Annotated in this window: 18 protein-coding genes; 2 read left to right on the top strand and 16 right to left on the bottom strand. The window is 66.8% G+C overall.

Annotation, left to right across the window (positions count from 1 at the left end):
• Window position 1: 1 nt before the first annotated feature.
• Together ROA7023_RS11410 and ROA7023_RS11405 are read left to right on the top strand one after the other, a co-directional pair.
• Window positions 2-2,074: a hydantoinase/oxoprolinase family protein gene (locus tag ROA7023_RS11410; protein WP_085879168.1), complete on the top strand. Its 2,073-nt coding sequence runs from the start codon at window positions 2-4 to the stop codon at window positions 2,072-2,074.
• Complete coding sequence (locus ROA7023_RS11405; RefSeq protein WP_085879167.1) at window positions 2,071-3,720, top strand: hydantoinase B/oxoprolinase family protein; 1,650 nt, start codon at window positions 2,071-2,073, stop codon at window positions 3,718-3,720. The genes ROA7023_RS11410 and ROA7023_RS11405 overlap by 4 nt, the downstream gene beginning before the upstream one ends.
• On the opposite strand, the gene ROA7023_RS25815 is transcribed toward ROA7023_RS11405, so the two are convergent.
• The 16 genes from ROA7023_RS25815 to ROA7023_RS11325 form a co-directional block, all read right to left on the bottom strand.
• On the bottom strand, window positions 3,717-3,902 hold the full coding sequence (locus ROA7023_RS25815) for a hypothetical protein (RefSeq protein WP_442475988.1): 186 nt from the start codon (window positions 3,900-3,902) through the stop codon (window positions 3,717-3,719). The genes ROA7023_RS11405 and ROA7023_RS25815 overlap by 4 nt on opposite strands.
• 311 nt (window positions 3,903-4,213) lie before the next feature.
• Complete coding sequence (gene wrbA, locus ROA7023_RS25810; RefSeq protein WP_442475987.1) at window positions 4,214-5,206, bottom strand: NAD(P)H:quinone oxidoreductase; 993 nt, start codon at window positions 5,204-5,206, stop codon at window positions 4,214-4,216.
• Window positions 5,207-5,340: 134 nt separating this feature from the next.
• The gene (locus ROA7023_RS11390) at window positions 5,341-6,198 is read right to left on the bottom strand and encodes a LysR family transcriptional regulator (RefSeq protein WP_234992164.1); all 858 of its coding nucleotides are present in this window, start codon (window positions 6,196-6,198) and stop codon (window positions 5,341-5,343) included.
• A 148-nt stretch (window positions 6,199-6,346) separates the two neighbouring features.
• Entirely contained in the window at window positions 6,347-6,745 is a 399-nt protein-coding gene (locus tag ROA7023_RS11385; protein WP_085879166.1) for a GFA family protein, read from the bottom strand.
• A gap of 237 nt (window positions 6,746-6,982) precedes the next feature.
• Entirely contained in the window at window positions 6,983-7,771 is a 789-nt protein-coding gene (locus ROA7023_RS11380; RefSeq protein ID WP_085879165.1) for an oxygen-binding di-iron domain-containing protein, read from the bottom strand.
• Window positions 7,772-7,784: 13 nt separating this feature from the next.
• Window positions 7,785-9,170: a peroxidase family protein gene (locus tag ROA7023_RS11375; protein WP_143535531.1), complete on the bottom strand. Its 1,386-nt coding sequence runs from the start codon at window positions 9,168-9,170 to the stop codon at window positions 7,785-7,787.
• Window positions 9,171-9,179: 9 nt separating this feature from the next.
• Entirely contained in the window at window positions 9,180-10,070 is an 891-nt protein-coding gene (locus ROA7023_RS11370) for a sugar phosphate isomerase/epimerase family protein (protein ID WP_085879164.1), read from the bottom strand.
• The gene (locus tag ROA7023_RS11365; protein ID WP_085879163.1) at window positions 10,067-10,606 is read right to left on the bottom strand and encodes a PPC domain-containing DNA-binding protein; all 540 of its coding nucleotides are present in this window, start codon (window positions 10,604-10,606) and stop codon (window positions 10,067-10,069) included. Before ROA7023_RS11365 ends, ROA7023_RS11370 begins: the two co-directional genes overlap by 4 nt.
• A 1-nt stretch (window position 10,607) precedes the next feature.
• The gene (iolE, locus tag ROA7023_RS11360; RefSeq protein WP_085879162.1) at window positions 10,608-11,522 is read right to left on the bottom strand and encodes a myo-inosose-2 dehydratase; all 915 of its coding nucleotides are present in this window, start codon (window positions 11,520-11,522) and stop codon (window positions 10,608-10,610) included.
• Window positions 11,515-12,000: a hypothetical protein gene (locus ROA7023_RS11355; RefSeq protein WP_085879161.1), complete on the bottom strand. Its 486-nt coding sequence runs from the start codon at window positions 11,998-12,000 to the stop codon at window positions 11,515-11,517. Before ROA7023_RS11355 ends, iolE begins: the two co-directional genes overlap by 8 nt.
• Window positions 11,997-13,061, bottom strand: a complete 1,065-nt coding sequence (locus ROA7023_RS11350) for a ferritin-like domain-containing protein (protein ID WP_085879160.1) — start codon at window positions 13,059-13,061, stop codon at window positions 11,997-11,999. Before ROA7023_RS11350 ends, ROA7023_RS11355 begins: the two co-directional genes overlap by 4 nt.
• Window positions 13,058-14,950 carry a GMC family oxidoreductase gene (locus ROA7023_RS11345; RefSeq protein WP_085879159.1) on the bottom strand — a complete coding sequence of 631 codons (1,893 nt, stop codon included), beginning with the start codon at window positions 14,948-14,950 and terminating at the stop codon, window positions 13,058-13,060. The genes ROA7023_RS11350 and ROA7023_RS11345 overlap by 4 nt, the downstream gene beginning before the upstream one ends.
• Before the next feature lie 55 nt (window positions 14,951-15,005).
• Complete coding sequence (locus ROA7023_RS11340; protein WP_143535530.1) at window positions 15,006-17,735, bottom strand: MGH1-like glycoside hydrolase domain-containing protein; 2,730 nt, start codon at window positions 17,733-17,735, stop codon at window positions 15,006-15,008.
• 45 nt (window positions 17,736-17,780) lie between these two features.
• On the bottom strand, window positions 17,781-19,907 hold the full coding sequence (locus ROA7023_RS11335) for an amylo-alpha-1,6-glucosidase (protein WP_234992163.1): 2,127 nt from the start codon (window positions 19,905-19,907) through the stop codon (window positions 17,781-17,783).
• Window positions 19,904-20,581 carry a TMEM175 family protein gene (locus tag ROA7023_RS11330; RefSeq protein ID WP_159458488.1) on the bottom strand — a complete coding sequence of 226 codons (678 nt, stop codon included), beginning with the start codon at window positions 20,579-20,581 and terminating at the stop codon, window positions 19,904-19,906. Before ROA7023_RS11330 ends, ROA7023_RS11335 begins: the two co-directional genes overlap by 4 nt.
• Before the next feature lie 183 nt (window positions 20,582-20,764).
• Window positions 20,765-21,082 carry a hypothetical protein gene (locus tag ROA7023_RS11325; protein WP_085879157.1) on the bottom strand — a complete coding sequence of 106 codons (318 nt, stop codon included), beginning with the start codon at window positions 21,080-21,082 and terminating at the stop codon, window positions 20,765-20,767.
• Window positions 21,083-21,357: the final 275 nt, after the last annotated feature.

Raw genomic sequence — 21,357 nt, 5'->3', positions numbered from 1 at the left:
AATGACACCCAGTGAAATCCGCGTCGGCGTCGATATCGGCGGCACCTTTACCGATGTCGCGCTCGCCCATCCGGGCGGCCTGGCGACGGGCAAGGTGATGACCAGCCATGCCCGGCCCGAACAGGCGATCATCGACGGCATCCTCGGCGCGGCGCGGGACGCCGGCGTCGACCCGGGCGCCATCCGCCAGGTGATCCACGGCACCACCCTCGTGACCAACGCCCTGATCGAGCGGCGTGGCGCCCGGACCGCCTTCATCACCACCGAGGGTTTTCGCGACGTGATCGAGATGCGCTCGGAGAACCGGTTCGAGCAATATGACCTGAACATCGTCCTGCCCAAGCCTCTGGTGCCCCGGCAGGACCGTTTTACCCTGGACGAGCGTATGGGGCCGAACGGCGAGGTCCTGCGTCCCCTCGACCCGGCCGAGGTCGCGGCGATGGTCGCGCGGGTGCTGGACGGCGGCTTCGAGGCCGTGGCCATCGGCCTCATCCACGCCTATGCCAACGACGCCCATGAACGCGCCATGGCCAAGGCGCTGCGGGAAGCGGCGCCGGAGCTCGCGATCTCGATCTCGTCGGTGATTTCGCCGCAGATGCGCGAGCTGCCGCGCTTCAACACCGTGATCGCCAATGCCTATGTCCAGCCCCAGGTCTCCGATTACCTCGGCCGGCTCGTCAGCCGGCTGCGCGATGTCGGGGTGACCGCCCCGGTCTACCTGTTGCATTCGGGTGGCGGGCTGATCTCGGTCGACACGGCGGTCGAACAGCCGGTGCGCCTGCTGGAATCCGGGCCGGCGGGGGGCGCGATCTTCGCTGCGGATTACGCCCGTGCGCACGGGCTGGACCAGGTGCTCAGCTTCGACATGGGCGGGACCACGGCCAAGATCTGTCTGATCGAGGACGGCACGCCCAAGACCGCCAACACCTTCGAGGTGGCCCGCACCTACCGCTTCAAGAAAGGCTCGGGAATGACCGTTTCCACCCCGGTCGTCGAGATGGTCGAGATCGGCGCCGGCGGCGGCTCCATCGCCTCGATCGACAGCATGGGGCGGCTTCGGGTCGGCCCCCGCTCTGCCGGGTCGGAGCCCGGTCCCGCCTGCTACGGCCGCGGCGGGACAGAGCCCACGGTGACCGATGCCAACCTCCTGCTCGGCCGGCTGGACCCCGAGAATTTCGCCGGCGGCTCCATTCGTCTGCATCCCGACCGGGCGGAGGCGGCGGCCAAGGCGCTGGAGATGACCGCCGATGCCGCGGGCTTCGGCATCACCGAGCTGGTGGACGAGAACATGGCCAACGCGGCGCGTGTGCATGCGGTCGAGAACGGGCGCGACATCGAGCATTTCACCATGATCGCCTTCGGCGGCGGCGCCCCGCTTCACGCCTGCCGGCTTTGCGAAAAGCTGGGCATCGACGAGCTTCTGATCCCGCCCGGCGCGGGCGTGGGCTCCGCCATCGGGTTTCTGAAGGCGCCGTTCAGCTTCGAGGCGACCCGGGGGCTGTTCCAGCGTCTCGATGCCTTTGACGCCGAGGCGGTCACCACCGCCCTCGCAGAGATGGAGGCCGAGGCCCATGACTTCGTCGACGACGGCGCACGCGGGCTCGAGCGGACGACGCGGCTCACCGCCCAGATGCGCTATTCCGGGCAGGGCTGGGAAATTCCGGTGATCCTGCCCCACCGCAGGCTGGGCCCCGACGATGTGCCGATGATCCACGCCTTGTTCGAGGAGGCCTATCGCACCCTCTTCGGGCGCACCATCGACGGCCTGCCCGTCGAGATCACCAACTGGCTGCTGACCGTCTCGACCGTCCTGCCCCCCGTAACGCCGGCGGTCCGCCACGCGGCCGGCGAGGCCGCACCCGCGCTGCGCACCCGGCAGTTTCTTGATGCGGCGGAGCGGCGGATCGTCGACGCGCCCGAGGTCCTGCGCTCGGAATTGACGCCGGGCCGGATGGTCGAGGGCCCCGCGATCGTGGTCGAGTTCGAGACCTGCACCATCGTCACCTCCGGCTACCGCGTCATCGGACAAGGGGACGGCAGCCTGCGCCTGATCCGAAAGGAGGCCCGCCCATGACGCCGACCGCAACCATTGATTTCCAGATCATGTGGAACCGCCTGATCGCGGTGGTCGAGGAACAGGCGACCACGCTGATCCGGACGGCGTTCTCGACCTCGGTGCGCGAGGCGGGCGACCTTTCGGCGGGGCTGTTCGACCGGCAGGGCCGGATGATGGCGCAGGCCGTCACCGGAACCCCCGGCCATGTCAACGCCATGGCCGAGAGCGTGACCCACTTCGCCGCCCGGATCGGGCCGCAGGACACGTTCGAGGGCGATGTCTTCATCACCAACGATCCCTGGCTCGGCACCGGCCACCTGCACGACATCACCGTGGTCACCCCGGTGTTCCGCAACGGGGTCCATATCGGCTATTTCGCCTGCACCGCCCACGTGGTCGACATCGGCGGGCGCGGCTTCGGGCCGGACGGGCGCGAGGTCTACGAAGAGGGCCTGCTGATCCCGATCACCAAGTTCGCCGTGCGCGGGCAGGTCCAGCCCCTGCTGATCGAGATGGTCCGCGCCAACGTGCGCACGCCGGACCAGACCGTGGGCGACATGTATTCGCTCGCCGCCTGCAACAAGACCGGAGAACGGCGCCTGCTGTCGATGATGGACGAGTTCCACATCGACACGCTGGGCGACCTCAGCGATTTCATCATCGAGACTTCGCGCAAGGCTACCCGCGCGGCCATCGCGACCGTGCCGGCGGGCAGCTATGGCAACACGATGCAGGTCGACGGCTACGACACGCCGGTGCACATGGAGGTCAGGCTCGTGGTCGAGGGCGACCGGTTGACCGCCGATTTCGCCGGGACTTCGGGCATGTCGAAATTCGGCGTGAACTGCCCCGAGGTCTACACCCGCGCCTATGCCTGCTACGCGCTGAAATGCGCGATCGCGCCCGAGGTGCCCAACAACACCGGCTCGCTGGAGCCGTTCGAGATCACCGCGCCCGAGGGCTCCATCCTGGCCGCGCGCCGCCCCGCGCCGGTCTCGGTCCGCCATGTCATGGGGCACCTCGTGCCCGACGTGGTGCTGGGGGCGCTGGACAAGGCCATGCCGGGGGTGGTGCCCGCCGAAGGCGCCTCGGCCCTGTGGAACATCCAGATCTCGGCCCGGCCCACGGACCCGGCCAGCGGTCTGCCCGACCGCGAGATCCTGATGTTCAACTCCGGCGGCACCGGGGCGCGGCCGGCCCATGACGGGCTTTCGGCCACGGCCTTCCCCTCGGGCGTATCGACGATGAGCGTGGAGGCGACCGAGCATGTCGGCCCGATCACGGTCTGGCGCAAGGACCTGCGTGAGGGCTCGGGAGGGACGGGGGCGCAGCGCGGCGGCCTCGGCCAGACCATCGAGATCGAGGCCCGCGAGGGCTATGACTTCTATTTCAACGCCATGTTCGACCGGGTCCGGCACCCCGCCCGCGGCCGCGAGGGCGGTGGCGACGGCGCCCCGGGCCGGGTCGAGCTGGCCGACGGAACCGAGTTGAGGTCGAAGGGCCGGCAACTGGTCCGCAACGGCCAGCGTCTGCGCCTGAGCCTGCCGGGCGGGGGCGGCCACGGCGATCCGCGCAAACGGTCGCTGGAGGCGATCGCCGAGGATATCGCGGCGGGGTTCATCACGGCAGAGGCCGCGCGGACGCAATACGGGGACGACGACTAGCACCGGCCGCCGGGGGCGGGGCCGGGCCGCCCGGCCGCCGGGGCGGGGCGGTTGACCCATTGGCCCGCCCCAACTGAACCGAGGACGACGATCGCCCCGGCCATCTGCAGCGGGCTCAGCGCCTGCCCGAGCCGGATCCAGCCGCGAAGCGCCGCCGTCACCGGGCTCATCATTCCCAGCATCGAGACGGCGCCAGGCTCCAGCCGCGCCCCCCCCCCCGAAACCAGAGCGCATGGCGCGCCGCGGCGCCCACCAGGCGAGGCTCCAGAGGTTGAGGGCGGTCAAATGCGGCATCGGGCCCTCTACCACCAGTGCCAGCGGCAGCAGGATCAGCCCGCCCGCCGCGAGTTGCCACGCAGCGAAGCTGAGCGACGCCACCGGCGGCTGAGGACAGTGCCGGCCGCCATCGAGGCGACACCTCCCACCGCCGCCGCGACCCCGCCGGGCAGCCGGTTGGCCGCGACGAACAGCAGCACGCAGAACGTGGCGAAGTTCAAACCCCCGAGGACGAAGCCCCGGCCAAACCACTCGCGGGGCGGCAGGCAACGTGTAGCGGCCAGAAGCGGCAGCCCGGCGGGCAGGGCGCGAAAGGCCGCCAGGCCGACGGGATGGTCCGGGGCAATGCCTCGGTCGTGACCAGGTATGTGCTGCCCCAGATCGCGGGGGCCCGAGCGGTCAGAAGGATGTCTTTGGTTCGGGACATTGGAGGTCTCCTCGTCGGGATTTCCGGCGCGGTCGCGCGGTCGCTCGATTTGGTTGCCGGGACAACGGTCGCGCGGGCGGCATGGCGTCGCTTGGTCCGGGACGAACGTCGGGCCGGGCCGGGGGGCGAGGCGCAAAGGCGGGACAGGGCGAAGCGACGCCATGCCGCCGCCTCCAGGGCCGCGCCCGCGGTCCGCCGTGCCGCGATCCGGGCGATATGGGCCCCGTGAATGCGGGCCCCGGCCAGGTCGGCGACTTCGGGCCGGCATGCTCCGTCCGCGCCGGCGATGGTCCCCGCGCAATAGGGACCGCCGCCCAGCACCGCCTCCGACGAGGTCTTGCCGGCGAAGGTATGGGGCATGCCTACGATGAGCATGCCGAAAGGCTTGAGCGGGATCTGGCTCGACAGCAGGGTCGCCTCATGCCCGCCATGCTTCGATCCGGTCGAGGCGAGGACGCCCGCAACCTTGCCCACCAGCGCAATGTGCGCCCAGTGCCCGCCGGCCTGGTCCAGGAACGACTTCATCTGCCCGGCCATCATCCCGAACAGCGTCGGCGTGCCGATCAGGATGGCGTCATGGGCCTCGAGGTCGGCCGGCGCGGCAACGGGCGTGTCGTCGGCGGCGGAACCGGCGTTTCGACGGACGGCTTCCGGCACGGTCTCGGGGACGCGTCGCAGGTCGACATCGGTGCCCGGCACGCTTCGTGCGTTGTTGGCCTCGGTCCGGGCCAGGGCGCGGAGTTGGCCGTATCTGGCATAGCAAAGGACGAGAATCCGGGTCATGGGATCCTCTCCGGTCCGGGGGTCGATACCGGTGAAGATCGGGGATGGGACGTGCGGGAACAGCCGCCGGTTTCTGACTTCACTCGTCAAGCGGGTTGAAGAATGTCAGGCCCGCAGCGCCGCGACCAGATGGTTCAGAAACGCGGTGACCCGTGCGCCCATGCCGAGGCGGGATGCGGCGACGGCAAAGATGTCGTGGTCCGGCAGTTCATGCTCCGGCAGGACCCGCTTCGCTCGCCCCGCGCCTCGGGACCGTTCGAGACGAAATCCGGCAAGGTGCCGATGCCCCGCCCCGCGATCAGAAGGTCCCGCAGCACGAGACCGTTGCCAGCCCGCACCGCGGGGTCGAGGTCGAGCGCATATGTCCTCGTGGGGCCGGTCAGGGTCCAGCTTGTCAGGTGCTCGGCGAGCAGGAAGCCGCCGAGACTTTGGCCGCGGATGTCGCCGGGGGCTTGGGGCGTGCCGGCACGTTCAAGATAGGCGGGCGCGGCATACATGCGCTGGCGCATGGTGCCGATCCGTCGCGCGACCAGCGCGGACACCGGCATCGCGGGCCGGATCCGGATCGAGACGTCGCAACCGCCCTCGACCATGTCGACCACCCGGTCGTCGAGCGACAGCGACAGGCCCAGATCGGGACAGGCCTCCAGGAAGGCCGGAAGCATCGGGGCGATCACCGTCTGTCCGAAGGAACTGGAGGCGGTGACCTTCAGATGGCCGCGCACCGCACCGGCCCCCTCGCGGATCCGGGCCTCAACCCGCAAAACCGCCCCGAGGATGCTGTTGGCCGCCTCGTGATACAGCCGGCCTGCGTCCGTCAGGGACACGGCCCGGGTCGTCCGCGTCAGACGGGTGCTGCCGAGGCTGTCTTCGAGTAGTCTGATCTCGCGGCGGAGAAGCGCGGGCGACACGCCGGGATCCTCGGCGGCACGCGCGAAACGGCCCTGCTCGACGATGCGGCGAAAGGCATGCATGACGGCAGGCTTGTCCATCCTGGCAGATCGCCGGTCCGGTGCCCCGGCCGCCGTTGTCTCACCGGATCCATGTTGCATGCCCTTGCCGCTGCCGGAAGCGATCGGGGTGCCTTTGCTGAGGCCGGCCGTGCGCCATCTGCGCTTGGCGCCGGCCAGGGACGCGATGTCAGGTCCGGTCCTGACGGCGCCGAGGTTCGTGGCGGTCCTTCTCGTATCGTTCCAGACCGGCGAAGACCGGCAACCATCCCTCCCGGCGCAGGGCCCAGCTTTCGTAGGTCGGGGTCAGTTGATCCGTCGCATCCAGGGCCCCCAGGTGCACCTCGACCTCGTCTCCGCTGCGGGCGAGGACGGAGCCGCCGCAGCGTGGACAGAACAGGCGGCCTTCGTAGTCACGCGGGGTGCCCTCGATCCGCACGGCGTCCTGGGGAAAGACGGCGGCGGCATAGAACAGGGCCCCGTGGTGTTTTCTGCAATCGAGACAATGACAGATCCCGACGCGGAAGGGGCGCCCCGTCGCCACGAAGCGAACGTCGCCGCAGAGGCACCCGCCCGCAAACATCTCCATGACCGGCCTCCATTTCCCCAGCTTCAGCGCAGGTTACGCGGTCGCGCGAGATGCGTCCATCGTTCGGGCGCGGGCGTGCCCGCAACGGGACCGCAAAGTCGCGCAGCGCCGACGTTTTTCAATGCGGTTGTCCCATCGGCGAAGACAGGAACGCGGGTCATTTCGGATGCCAGGACGGCGTCGGACATGACGTCCGCGACGCCTCCCGGTTGCCAGGTGGCCCGGCCCCCTTGTCGGTCATTCAGCGGCAGGTCGCAGCATCTCCTCATAGAGGTCCTGGCCGGGCAGTTCGATCGCGGGCATGTCCGAGATGCGCTTGATCATGTTGCACATGGCGGGCACGTTGCGTCTCTCTACCGGGCCGTGACCCGAGACGATCATGCGGGCATCCAGCGCCTTGATCTTTTCCGCGCCCGCCGCCAGAGCCTCGGGCCGCACGTGCTCGAACCAGATGTGGTTGGCGCGGTTCATGAAATAGTACCCGTCCTCGAACTCCGACTGGCTCATCTCGTCGGTGTATTGGGGGATGTCGTCGGTCACGACCCCGAAGCAATCGGCGCCATAGTAGATCTCGGATTTCGGATCCCAGATTCCCGTGGTCGCCGAACTGTCGAACAGTGGCGGGCGGATCGCGTGGACGGTCCGGTCGCCCATGTCCAGCTTGTCGCCGTCGTTGAGGATGTGGATCCGGTGGGGATCGAAATCGAACTCCTCGTGCAGCTTGCCGAGCCCCAGAAAATTGGTGACCAGCTTGGCTTTGGGGCATTTCTCCATCACCTGCATGATCGCGCCCGAATGGTCGCGATCCTCGTGGCTGAGAAAGAGCCAGCGCACGTCCTCGGGCTCGACAATGCGGAACACCTCGTCGAGGAATGTATCGCGATGAACGATCGCGAGCGTGTCGAGGATCATCGGCTCTTTCCCGCGCAGGACCATGGCGTTGACGGGCAGCTTGCCGACCCCGGGCACGGGCAGGGATTCGGGGATGACGAAAGCTTCGTCGGAGATCTGGTAAGCGTTTGGCATGACGTGTCTTTCGCTAGTGGTTTGGGGAATCGGCGCCGAGCATCAGAAGGTCGAGCAACGCAAAGGGCCGGGTTGGGTCGAGCGGCGTGATCTCGGGCCTCCAGTCCGGCTCGAGAGTGAGGTAGGAGGCTGGATCGCGCTGCAGCAGCGACAGCAGCACGCCGCCCACGATCCGGCCGCCGACGGGGCCGAGGTGATCGCCCTCTCCCAAAGTGTCGGCCTCGCGGGCGATGTAGAACCAAAGGGGCGTTTCGCCCGACCAATCCTGCAGCCCGATCGCGTCACGCGGCAGAGGCGCGACGCCCAGGGCTCGCGCCACCGCCTCTCCCGACGGCAGGTCGGTCACGACGCCACGCTGCATGTCGCGGTTGGCCAGCGACCGGTAGCCCTGCTCCTGCACCGCGCCAGTGACCTCTTCGGGCAGGGCGATCAACGCCATGGGCAGACGCTCGCTGATCCGGGTCGCGCGTTGTGTGCCGACGTCGGGGGCGCCGTCGAACATGACCCGCCAATCCACGGACCGATCCTTCGGCACGGGCCGAAAGCCGAGGAGATCTGGAAAGAGCGACAGCGTCGGGCCGCCGGGGGAGAGAATGTAGCTCTGCCGGATCTGGGAGTGGCCGTAGCGATAGGCCGCATCGGCGAATTCGAGGGGCAGAGTGGCGCCCTCCGGCAAAGGAAGCGCATCGCGGCCCGATAGAATGCCGGCTACAAGATCCGCGCCGATGAGAGATGGCAGAAATTCCTGCGTGACAACCCATTGATAATGCCAGGTCAGGGCCTGTCGCGCTGCGTCAAACAGGGTGCCCTCGTCCACCCCGCGGTTTCGCGCGATATCGACGAAGGCATTGTGCGCCTTGAGAAGGGCCAGGTGCATCGCGGCCATGATCAGGTGTGAATCGTTGCGGGGGTCGCCGATGATCGCGATGCCTTGGCGAGCCCGGGGCACGTCCTTCCCGCCCGGTGCCAGTAGGAACTTGGCGGGATCGTCGCGGTCGAACAGGTAAGGGCTGCCGGCCGGCCCGCCTCCGTAGAGGCATTCGAGGTTCAGCCGTGGCGCACGCGCGTTCGAGACGGCCCCATGCTCGGTCCGCTCAAGCGGGGACCGGTCCGCGGTGATGTCATGGGCGATGAACTGGCCGAAAAACGGCCAACCGGCTGCGGGCGTCGCCTCCCGCACGGCTATGCCGCCGTCGCAAACGCCGCCTTCGCGCCCCAGCGCGATCAGCACCGCAGGGGCGGGGCCGAGCGGCGGCAATCCCGGGAAAAGCCGGGAATATCTGCCGCCACCACTTTCGGCGGCGCCGCGCGGCCGGCGGGGCGCCAGACAGCCGGCACCGGCCAGTTTCGGCGCGGTCAGATCTGGCATACCCGCCTGCGGCTTGGTCATTTCGGTCATGGGATGCTCCTATTCCGCGGCTGGGCGGGCGAGGCCTGCGACCGCGTCCGGACCGAAGACCTCGGCCGTCTTGACCTTGAGGTAGGCCAGCGACTCCGTGGCCAGGGCGTCGGGGCTGGCCGCGAAATCGCGCCAGATGCAGACGAGCTGGGCCAGTTTCTCGTTGTCGGGGTTGAAGCTTTCGATACCGATGGTGCCGTCGTAGCCGATCGCATGGAGCGCTTCGAAGGTGGCGTCCCACGGGACCATGTCGCGACCCGGAACACCGCGCTGGCTGCCGCAGGCGTGGAAATAGGCCATCCTGTTGCCGGTCGCGCGGATCGCGCCGGCAAGATCATCCTCTTCACGCAGCATGTGGAAGGTATCAAGGTGGACGGCCGCGTTGGGCAGGCCAACCTCCTCTACAAACCGCACGGCGTCCGCGGCCGTGTTGAGAAAGTGGCTCTCAAACCGGTTCAGGGTTTCGACCGCAAGGGTGATCGGCGCATCCGCGGCATGGGCGCAGACGGCGCGGAAGGCCTCTACCCCCCAATCCCATTCCTTCTTGGTGCGGCGTCGGCCGGGAAGATAGCCCCAGGCACAATAGTTGGCGCCGCAATAGATCTCTACGCCGGCCTCGACACACAGATCGACGACCTTTCGGCCAAGGTCGATACCCGCCTGGCGCACGGCGGGATCGGGGCTGATGGTGTTGGCCGAGACAGGCAGCGCGAAATTGGCATTCAGGCTCAGGCCCAGATCGGCGGCACGTGCGCGGAGGGCCTTGGCAGGAAAAGCATCCGGATCGACCGGCGTAACCTCCAGCGTGTCGAAGCCCATGTCTGCGACCTTGTTCAGCAGGGGCAGGTCATCGGTGGTCATCGTGCCGGTGAACAGCAGGGAATTGACGGCGAATTTCATGAGGCCACCCTTTCCGCCAGTCTCGGCACGTCCAGTCGGTTGGGGCAGGGCTGACGGGGTTCCAGAAGGACCAGACCGCTGGAGGCATCGAGGCCGCGGGTGAGATGGGTGGCGGCTTCCTCCACGATCAGTTCCATCGTGGGCGATACGGTGCCGGAAACCAGATGCCCGCCCCGAACGGTCGCGTCTCCGCATCCGAGAACAATATGCATGTGCAGGCGAACCCCCTGGGCAGCACCATGAATATGTGGATGCTCATGTCCGTGGCCGTCAGATTCGGCCGCCTCGGCAATGTTGCCTGTGATCGCGAGCACTTCGGTTTGCTCGTCGATCTGGTTTTCGCGAAATTCCTTGGTCGCGGGATTGAACCAGCCCAGATGGGACCGGGACAACGCCCCAATCCCCGACAGGCTGGCGCCCTTCACGCCCAGTTCGGCGGCAAAATGCGCAACCGCCTCCGTCACCTCTTCGCCGGCATCAAGCACGAGGACGAATTTCCGCCTGCCGCCAATATCTTCGAGAATTCTGTAGCGCATATCAGATCCCCGCCGTATCGCGAATATAGGCCCGCGCCTTGCGGGCATAGTCGAGCGGGTTGGCCTTGGCCGCATCCTGTTCGGCCTCAACCATGAGCCAGCCCTTGAAACCGGCGCTGGACAGGGTCTGGAAGATCGGGGCGAAGTCGATCGCGCCGTCGCCGGGAACGGTGAAGACGCCTTCCATCACGGATTCCAGGAAGCTGAGATGGGTGGCGTTGCACCGCTCCATCACGTCGTGGCGGATGTCCTTGAGGTGGACATGGCGGATCCGCGAGGCATAGGCCTGCGCCATCTCGAGGGGATCGTCGCCGGCCCAGTAGAGGTGCCCGGTATCAAGCAGCAAATGGACGAACTGCTCATCGGTTTCGTGCATCAGCCGGTCGGTTTCGGCGCGGGTCATCACGCCGGTGCCCATGTGATGGTGGTAGCAAAGGGTCATCCCGTCCTCGGCCGCGATCCGGCCAAGGGTATCCAGGCCGGTCACCAGCGCCGCCCATTGGTCATCCGAAAAGACAGGCTTGTTCGCGATCGGCGGGACCGATTGTTGATGGACTGCGCCGCCCAGTTCCGCGACCACGACCGTTGTCCCGCCCATGCGCTTGATGAAGGCCATGGTCTTCCGAAAATCGGCGACGGTACGCTCGGCCATGTCCTGGACGGTGAAGAAGGTAGAGGCCCAGGGCTCTGACACGCGCAGGCCGCGGCGGTCGAGTTCGGCCTTCAGAACGGCCTCGTCCTTGGGAAACTTGTGTCCGATGGAACAGCCCTGAAAGCCGGCCAGCGCCATCTCGCTGACGCATTGGCCAAACGAAATGTCATTGCCCAGAAGCGGGTAGTCATCGTTGGTCCAGCCCGTAGGAGTAATGCCGACGAAGACATTGGCCGGGTCGAAGAGGGAGCTTCCGTCAAGCATGGGGGGTATCCTTTGAATCGAGGGTCACGCGCGGGGGTTTGGCCCACATGGCATAGCCGAAGGGTTTCGCCCCGGGCGGATTGGCCCCGACGGCGGGCCATAGAAGCCCTTCGGTATAGGCCTGGGGGGCCGGAATGATGTCGCCGTCCGCCAGGGTCGGCGCATAGGCGCCGCGCCAGTCGGCGGGCAATTGTTTCCAAGTGCCGACGTACCAGAGACGGATCAGGTTTCGCGCCATGGGCCCGTATCGACGATCGCTGAGGATAGCGATCCGGATCGCGCGGTCCCGATGCGCCTCGGCTTCGACCTGCTCGGTCCAGACCGTCAGCAGCGCCTCGGCGTTGGCCGGACCGGCGCGGGCGACCAGCAAATCCCAAAATAGCTCCGCATTGCCGGTGCCGATCAGTTGGGCCGCGTCGAACCCCGTGAGCGCCGCACTGAGATTGGCGAAGGCATCAAGTGTTGTCGATGGCGTCATCTCAGGGCCTCCATCGCGGCGTCGATCTCGAACGTGGGCGCGGCGGTTTCGTCGTCGCCCAGGGGCGTGCGAACCAACTGCCCGAAGGCGTCCTTGAGCCGGAACATGTCGCCGACCGCCTCGAGGAAGAGGTCGGGCTTGCCGTCGAACGCCTCGGTCAGTGATTTGAGAAACCTGGCGTAATCTGTGTTGAACGCAGCGGCGCTCTCGCGCAGATCCGCGGACGAGAACCGATCCAGCCTGGCATTGGTGCGCACGGGATAGACCGCCGACCAATCCACGGGCACCGGCGCCCCCGAAGGCTCGTGCGGGCTGTCGCCCGGCTGATAATATTTGCCCGCGACCAGCTGATGAAACCGGTAGTAGTGGGCAATCTCACCGTCTTCGTCGAAGATGTCGGCATGAATCCCTTCGCCCTGTTCGGCGATAAGCTCCAGCGCGGCGAGGGCGCTGTCGATATCGGTCACCTCGATCAATCCGCTGCCGCCAGAATAGTAGTATTCCGGCCCGATCTGCCTGGACCTGTCCCCGCAGAACAGCTTGTCGCCCATTTGCGCATGGAGGAATTTGAGGCCGGATTCGATGGCCTTGTAGAATTCGCCGATGGAATAAAAATGCTCCTCTCCAGCGTCGCTGACGCGCGCTGCGTCGATCCCCGAGGGATGCGGGGTGCGCGATACGGTGCGGATTTCGGGCGCGTCGAGGCTCGCTGGACGCTCGATCCGCAGAAAGGTCTCGACCGCCTCGGGCGAAAAGCGCTGCAGCGAGACCTGAAAGTCGGTCTCTCCGTCCGGCAGATAGGCGGGGTAGGCGGGCACGAAGCCCGGGCGGGTCAGATCGACCCTGCCGCCGATCGCGTTGAGGACGTTCCCGACGAGGGTCAGGTGCAACATCTCTTCGACCGCCACGGTCCGGATGATCTGCGCAGCCTCGGCGTTGGTGCCGGGACGGATCGAATAGAGCGCCGTGAGGTAGGGCGGGATCGTCGCATGCTCGAGCTGCAATGCGGCATAGAGGTGCCGTCGCAGCCCCTCGACATTCTGGATGACGTGAAGGCTCATGCGTATTCTCCCGCGGTTTGGCCTGTGAATGTGCCGGTGCCCAGATCCCGGGCAATGGCCTCTGCCGTGCGCAGGCAAAGGGCGGACAGGGTGAGTGTGGTGTTCGCCGTTCCGATCGACGCCATGGACCCGGCGCCGGCCAGGAACAGGTTGGCGTGGTCCCAGCTGCGCTGATGCGCATCCACGACCGATGACGCGGGGTTGGTCCCCATCATGTGTGTGCCTGCCCAGTGATTGCCGCCGCGCAACACGTAGCCTTCGCCGTCATGGGTCACATAGCCGGGTGCCCGCGGGTCGTAGCGTGTGTGGTCCTCGGCGCCGAGCCGCTGGAATATCTGTCGGGTCAGTCGCCTTGAGAAAGCCGCCGTTTCAAGCGTGTAGCTGCCCACGTCGAAGGAGAGCACCGGTCGCATGTTGCCATGGGCGTCGCGGAATGCCGGATCGACGCTGATCCGGTTGCTTTCGTCGGGCAGGACTTCGATCATGCAATCCAGCAGCAATTGGCGCGACACCCGGTCTACCAGCCCCCGGCGCAGATCGGCCCCGAACTTGTTCTGCATCTCCAGCAGGTCTTCGAGGTCGGTGTAGGGGGCGCCGGTGGCCCAGCCCCACCCATCGTTGTGAATGGAGAACCGGACCGCAGCCTGGCGGGCGCGATACCCCCCGGTGCGCATATCCTCGATGCCGGAGGTACACAGCGGACCCCGGCCAGCGCCGACGACTTCGGGCATCAACGCCCAGGTCAGCAGGTAGACGTGATCCATCAGGTTGCGCCCCATGAGACCTGCGCGACCGGCCAGCCCGGAGGCCAGCATCAGCCGCGGGTTTTCGACTGCATTCGCGGCCAGAACAAAGGTCTTGGCCCGGATCTTGCCCGCCGTCGTCTCGCCGCGGTCGCGTCCGCCGTAGCTGAGGCACTCGATCGCCGTGACCCGACCCGACACCTCGTCGATCTCGACCCGGGTGGCGACCGTGGCGCCCAGCAGGTGCACGTTGCCTGACCCGAGCGCCGCGCCGAGGGTCTTGCGGGCGTCGTATTTCGCCTGGACCGGGCAGATTGGCACGCAATTCGTGTTGCCCTGGCACCGCCCCCCCATTTCCGCCTGATGCAGGCTGACCGCCCCGGTCGGCACATAGCCCTTGCCGTTGTCATAGGCCCTGTTCGGGATGCCATTGCGCGCTTGCGGGGTCGAGCGCACTTCCAGCGGCCAGCTTTCGTCGCCGAGAGTAATCTCCATGCCTGCCAGGTCCCGCGCCATCACCTGATCGAGGTAGGAGGGCGGCATCCGATGCATCGGCAGAACATAGCCTTCAGGAAAGGTGAGCCCGGCATAGCGCTGATGCTCGACATCGCCGGAGACCCCCAATTCGCGCTCCGCCTCGCGGTAATAGGGCTCCAGGTCGTCATAGCTGACGGGCCAGTCGCGGCCCTGCCCGAAGGTCGTACGCATGCGGAAATCGTCCGGCACCATGCGCAAGGCCTTCGCTTCCCAGTGGCGCGTGGTGCCGCCCAGAACGCGGCTGTAGGTGCTGTCGATCTCCAGCGGGCCCCTCTGGACCAGGTATCCCTGGTCGTTGGTCTCGCCGTCGTTGAGCTTCTTGGTGTGGTAATCCCGCGGCATCGGGGCGTCGGGGTTCAGGGCATAGGGCGCGTTATTGTCCTTGCCCACGGTGGTATAGAACCGCTCCACGCTCTCCGCGTAGTCCGAGACGGTGATGTCGCGACCCGACCCCGCCTCGATCACCAGGACGCGAAAGCCCTGGGCGCCGAGACGCTTGGCAATGATGGCGCCACTGACGCCGGACCCCACGATCGCGACATCGTATTCGGTGCCGAAGGCAACCTCGGGGGGGATTGTCAGGGGCGGCGAGGACAGGTTTGTCGTCATGAAGAATCTCTATTCTGGAGAGGTTACGAAATGGCTGAGCAAGGGGGAGCCGTGGTCAGGTGCCGGTCGGCTTGAGTTCTTCCACCGGGTCCGGAGCGGTCCAGGCGCTGGCCTGCTCCACGAGACTGAGGCCGGCGCCCCTGGTGGCGTGACGGACCGCCTGTTCCTCCACCAGCACTGCGACGAGACCGGTCCAGCCGGTCTGGTGCGCGGCGCCGATCCCGGCGCCATTGTCGCCGTTGAAATATTCGTAGAACAGAATGTCGTCCCGCCATCCGTCGCCGGCATAGCGCGTGGCCCCGCCATTTACGGGGCGGCGTCCCTGCGGATCGGTCTCGAAGATCGCGATCAGCCGTTCGGAGATCTCGTCGGCGACCTCGCCCAGGGTCTTCCACTGGCCCGATCCGGTTGGGCACTCGACCTTGAGTCCCTCACCGTAGTGGGCGTCGTAGCGGCGCAGGGCGTCGACAAGCAGGTAGTTCATGGGCATCCAGACCGGCCCGCGCCAATTTGAATTGCCCCCGAACATGCCCGACTTGCTTTCCGCCGGCTGATAGCCGACCTCGAACGTCTCTCCATCGACCTCGATCCGGAACGGTTCGGCCTCGTGGCGCTTGGACATGGAGCGGATGCCGTGGGCGGAAAGGAACTCCGCCTCGTCCAGCATGGGCTGCAACAGCCGCGCCAGATCCTGTTTCGACAGGAAGGACAGCATCCTGGGACCGGGATCCATTGCATGACCTCCGGTCACCCGGTCCAGCAGCGTGGCCTCTTCGTTTCTGAACCACGTCAACCTGTCGTGGAAACGGCCGTTCTCGGCGGTCTCCAGCGCGTCGACATCCAGTTCGGAGGCCGCGATCATCGGGATCAGGCTGACAAGGGAGCGCGCCTTGAGCGGCTTGAACGTGCCGTGGACCTCGAGCACATCGTAGTAGAGCCCGTCTTCGGCATCCCACAGCGAGGCCGAGCCATTCGCCGTCCGCGACACGTGATCCATCGCGTCAGCGATATAGACGAAATGCTGAAAGAACTTGGCGGCGAAGTCGTTCTTCTCCGGCTCCTCCTCGGCCAGGATCTGGGCGATTTCCATCATCTGGAGGGCGAAGAAGCCGACCCAGGTCGTGCCATCCGACTGATAGATCCGTCCGCCGCCCGGAAGATATCCGGCAGACCGATCGAAGACTGCGATATTGTCGAGGCCCAGAAAACCGCCCTGGAAGAGGTTGTTGCCAGCGGCGTCCTTCCGGTTCACCCACCAGGTGAAATAGAGCAGTCCATGGTCGAAGACGGAGCGCAGGAAGCCGAGATCGACCTTGCCCGTGGTCTGCTGTTCATAGGCTGCGATCCGCAGGGCGGCCCAGGGCTGAAGCGGAGGATTGACATCGCCGAAGGCCCATTCATAGGCCGGGACCTGCCCCTCGGGGTGCATGTACCATTCGCGCATGAGCAGCAGAACCTGGTCCTTGGCAAAGGTCACGTCGGCCCGCGCGAGGGCGACCGCGTGGAAACAAAGATCCCAGCTGGCGAACCACGGATATTCCCAGCAATCGGGCATCGAGACGATGTCCTGGGCGTTGAAATGCCGCCATTGCGCATTCCGCCCGCCCTTCCGGTCCTCGGGCGGCGGCATCTGGTCGCCATCGAGCCAGTCGGCGACACCGTAGTAGAAGAACTGCTTGGACCAGAGCATGCCGGCCAGTGCCTGCCGCGAGATCTGCCTGCGCTCTTCGGTGGTGTCGTGGGGCAGACGCGCGGCATGGAAGTCATCTGCCTCGGACCGGCGCATGTCGAAGACCTTTTCGGTGTCCTTGGGAAGGCTGCGGGCGGCACTGCCCTTCACCAGGCGCAGGGTGACGACGGCGGTCTCGCCGGGGCCGATGACGCGGTCGTAGAGAGCGGCCACCTTGGTGCCTGTCTGCTCCGGATTCACTGTTGCCGCGCCGGAAACGACGTGGTCGTTGATCCCGTCCTTGGGATAGAGAGGGCCATCGACACCGTAGAGCCGGGCGGCATTGGTCTCGTTGTCGCAGAAGAGCAGCGCGTCGGCTTCGGGACAGACCAGCCGATGGGGCGCCATCTCCGGATGATCCACGCAAACGATGCTATCCCCGGCGGCGCCGAGCTGCGGTTTCGGCGCGTCGGGGTCCCAGCTCCAGGTATTGCGGAACCAGAGCGTCGGCAGAAGGCACAGGCGGTGCGGGTCCGGTCCGCGGTTCTTTGCGGTGATGCGGATGAGGATATCGTCGGTATCGCGCTTGGCGAACTCGACCTCGACATCGAAGAACCGGTCTTCGTCGAAGGCGCCGGTATCGAGCAACTCGTATTCCTGGCTGCTCGGGTCGCTTCCCTTGCGACGGCCATTCTCGTCGATGAGATCGGCATAGGGATATGCGCATTGGGGATAGCGGTAGGCCATCCGCATGGAGCTGTGGCTGGGCGTCGCGTCGCGGTAGTGATAGATTTCCTTGACGTCCTCGCCATGGTTGCCCTGGTCGTTCGTCAGCCCGAACAGCCGCTCCTTCAGGATCGGATCCTTGCCATTCCAGAGGGCCAGCGCGAAGCAGACGCGCTGTGCGTCGTCGGAGAAGCCGGCAATTCCGTCCTCGCCCCATCGGTAGGCACGGGACCGGGCGTGGTCATGGGGAAAGGAATCCCAGGCCGTGCCGCCGGCGCTGTAATCTTCGCGGACGGTGCCCCATTGGCGCTCGCTGAGGTAGGGGCCCCAGCGCAGCCAGTCGGACCGGGTTTCGGGGGAAAGGCGCAGATCCTCGGCGGTGAGTGTCATGTGCGGGCTCCGGAATTGGTGGGGTCGAGGGTCGTCGGCGCCATGTCAGCGATCCGATCCATGTGCGGTGATGAGGCGCCAGGCGCGTAGGACTTCGGCGACACTCCAGGCTTGCGCGACGCAGCCGCGGGGGCCGTGGGGCGCATCACCCTCGAAGATCTCGCCGATCGTGCCGATGGCTTCGATCCCCAGCTGGTCGGCCAAGGGCGCGAGCATCGCGGCCGCGCGGTCGGGGTCGGCATAGGCGTCGAGATGTGCTTCGATGAATGGGCCGATCAGCCAGGGCCAGACCGTACCCTGATGATAGGCGCCATCCCGCGCGACCTGGTCGCCGCCATAGCGTGGTTTGTAAGCCGGGTCCGACGGCGCCAGGCTGCGCAGGCCCGCGGGCGTCAGCAGCGCGTGTTCGCAGCTGTCAACGATGGCCTTGCGCTGGTCAGCGTCGAAGGCAGCGAGTTCGGCCCGCGCGGCGAAGATCTGGTTGGGGCGCAATGCCGGGTCGTTGCCGTCCGGCCCGTCGATGACGTCGAAGGCGTGACCCGTCTCGGGGTTCCAGAAGCGTTCGAACGCCGCTCGCGCCTTGGTGAGTTTTTCAGCAAAGGGCGCGGAGTCGGCGCCCGCGACCGGTGCGGCCTCGGCCATGAAATGCAGGGCCGACAGCCACAGGGCGTTGACCTCGATCGGCTTGCCGATCCGGGGTGTGACGACCCAGTCGCCGACCTTGGCATCCATCCAGGTGAGTTGAACGCCCGGCTCCCCGGCGCGGATCAGCCCGTCCTCGGCGACCTGAATGCCGTAGCGGGTGCCGGCCTGCATCGCCTCGACGACGCCGGTCAGCAGAGGGAATATCTGCCGCAGGAACTCATCGTCGCCGGTCATGCGCCAGTGTGAGTTCACCGCCTCGATGAACCAGAACGTCGCATCGACGGTGTTGTACTCGGGGGCGCCGCCATCGTCTGTGAAACGGTTGGGGATCATCCCGCTATCCACCACATCGGCGAAGGCTTGCAGGACAGAGGCGGCGACCTCCGGCCGCCCGCAGGTGTGGGTGAGGCCGGGCAGGCTGATCATCGTGTCGCGGCCCCAATCGGCGAACCAGTGATAGCCCGCGATGATGCTGTGGCCCGGGGTGCCGCCGCTCAGCGTCCGCCGAACGATGAACTGGTCCGCCGCAAGCGCCAGCCGGGCAACCCAAGCCGGCAGCGGCGCAGCAGGGGGCGTCGTTGCCCGCTCTTTTCTGCCCGGCCCGTCGGTGCCTTGAGTGCCCGAACCCTGAAAGACGGACAGGGTTTCGGACTCCCGCGCGAGCGCCCGCGAGCGGGCGCGGGAGTCGGGGCCGACCGGCTCCCCGGCCGAGGCCACGAATTGGATCGTTTCACCCTGGTTCAACCAGCATTCGAGATACCCCGCGTGGACGTGATCTTCGCGATCCGTCAGGCCGCGGTCCCGTTCCCTGGCCAAGTCGAAGTCGAGGAAGTTGCCTGCGCGAACCGCGGAGGTCGCTGTCTCGAGGCACATGTGCAGGTCGCCGGCCGGCCCGTCGGGACCGGCGACCGTGAGGGTCCGGCCCTCGGCCGTGATCTGCGGCAGCGGCCCCCCCGCGAAGCTGCGGCCGTGATAGTCGCGGAAGTCCGTCAGGGGCTCGACCCGCAGTTTCAGCGGACCGGTCGCTTGCGCGATCCGGTAGTCGATACGCGTCACGTTGGCGCCGTGATCCATGAACACGGTCTTTTCCAGCGTGAAGCCCTGGCCCGTGAACCGCCAGGTGGGCAGCGTGCCTTCGAAGGTGATGGAGGTCATCGCGATCCAGCCGGCGGGCGAGACCGCGCCATCATGCCAACGGATCGTCGAGAGAGGTGTTCGCTGTCCGTCGATCTCGACTGTCTCGATCACGTTGGCAAGCATCAGGGTGCGGCCAACCGGCGGCGAGAGGGCTGCGACAAGAAGTCCGTGATAGCCCCGGGTGCTGGTGCCGGCGAGGCTGCCGCCGGCATAGCCGCCGATCCCGTTGGTGATCAGCCATTCGCGGGTTTCCAGAGCCTTGAGATCGGCGCAGATCTCGCGGCCCATGTGCTGGACCGGCAGGCCCGACGGCGCCATGGCAAGTCCCGAGAGCGGGGCCGCCGGAGTGGCCATGGGGGCTGCGAGCGGCGGGTGTTGCAGGCGGCTCATATGGCGACCTCCGAATTTGGCTGGGGTGTGACCGAGGTCCGGGCCGCGTGGCGCACATGGCCGGCGAGCGCGAGCGGGCAGAGCGCCCAGACCAGAATGCCGATGATTGGGTCGTGCAGGATCGCGGCGGTGACCGAGATCACCAGGCACGCCGGATAGATGAGCATCTGCGCCCGACGTCTGCGGGCGAGGGCCGCGTGGGCGCACTCGAACGCGTGCAGGTGATCCTTGCGTTGCAGGACGTAGATGTTGGCCGAGACCAGAAGACCATTCGCCCCCATGATCCCCGAAAAGATCAGCGCGGCGATCAGGCTCGTCGGGTTCTCGCCGACCAGTTCGGCGGCGAAGGGCACCAGCGAGATCAGGGCCATCTGCCCGAAGGTCACCAGCAGCAGGCCGCTGTCCCAGCGGCGCGAATGGGCGAAGACGAAATGGAATTCGTTCCAGATCACCGCCACCATGATGAAGCTGATCGCCCAATGGATGACGGACTTGCCCGTCGTGACCAGAAGGTCCGCCGTGAGGGGGCCGCCAGAGTCGGGGACCGCGAATTCGAGCGTCAGGAGCGTCGCCGTGATCGCCACGATCCCGTCGAACAGGCCCGCCACACGCTCTTTCGGGATGCCGGATGGCAATCCCGGCGTCTGATCGGCAGGACGGTCGGCAGTCTGCATCGTGTGCTCCTTTGTCATCGTCGCTTTGGGCGCGGAGACCGCGCCAGACCCGGGGTGGTCCCATGAAATCCGGTGGCGTCATCGCCACCGGGTCCCGTACGGTGCCCCATCTTGATGGGCGACGGTGTGTGCCCCCGCGATCCCGGCAAGCCGGTGCCTGAGGGAATAGACGGTCGCGGCAGGCTAGCCGGACACCAGGTCGTAGTGGTCGGTGAGCGAGAAGCGCCGCATCTTGAAGGTCTCCATGTCGATCATCGCGGTGAAGGACTTGGTGTCTTCGGCGTCCACGAACTTGTCGATCGACGATTGCGCGTCCTCGGCGCTGTCCCAATGCAGCACCACGGCCACTTCGCCGTCGTCGGAAATGCCGGTGTCGCGATCTGCGAACCCGTGCAGCTTGCCGAGGAAATTCCGCTCCATCGACATGGTTTCCTTGTTGAATTCCTCATGCGTCACGCCTTCCTTGAGGCGGAATGTCACGATTTCGAATGTCTTGCTCATGTATCTTCTCCTTGTTGGGGAACGGGCTGGGGGAAAGGGCGGAGCCGGGTCTGATCCGTCGTGGGGTCGGGCCCGGGCATTGTTTCGGGCAAAAGCTCCAGGCTCCGGCAGGCCGGTCGCGCCAAGACGGCGCTGCAGTCGGGGCAGGTGCCCTGGCAGGCGGAAGCGGGGGCGGTTGCACGGCTCACGCGGCAGGCTCCGCGAGAGGGGATGTCGCGCACAATGGCATCAGGGGTCTGTTGCTGTCGGTCATCGTCTGGTTCCTCCGGAGCAAG

Source organism: Roseisalinus antarcticus (assembly GCF_900172355.1).
GTDB classification, from domain to species: Bacteria; Pseudomonadota; Alphaproteobacteria; order Rhodobacterales; family Rhodobacteraceae; genus Oceanicola; species Oceanicola antarcticus_A.
The sequence above is the reverse complement of the archived record's forward strand: the minus strand, read 5'-3'. Positions and strand labels throughout refer to the sequence as shown.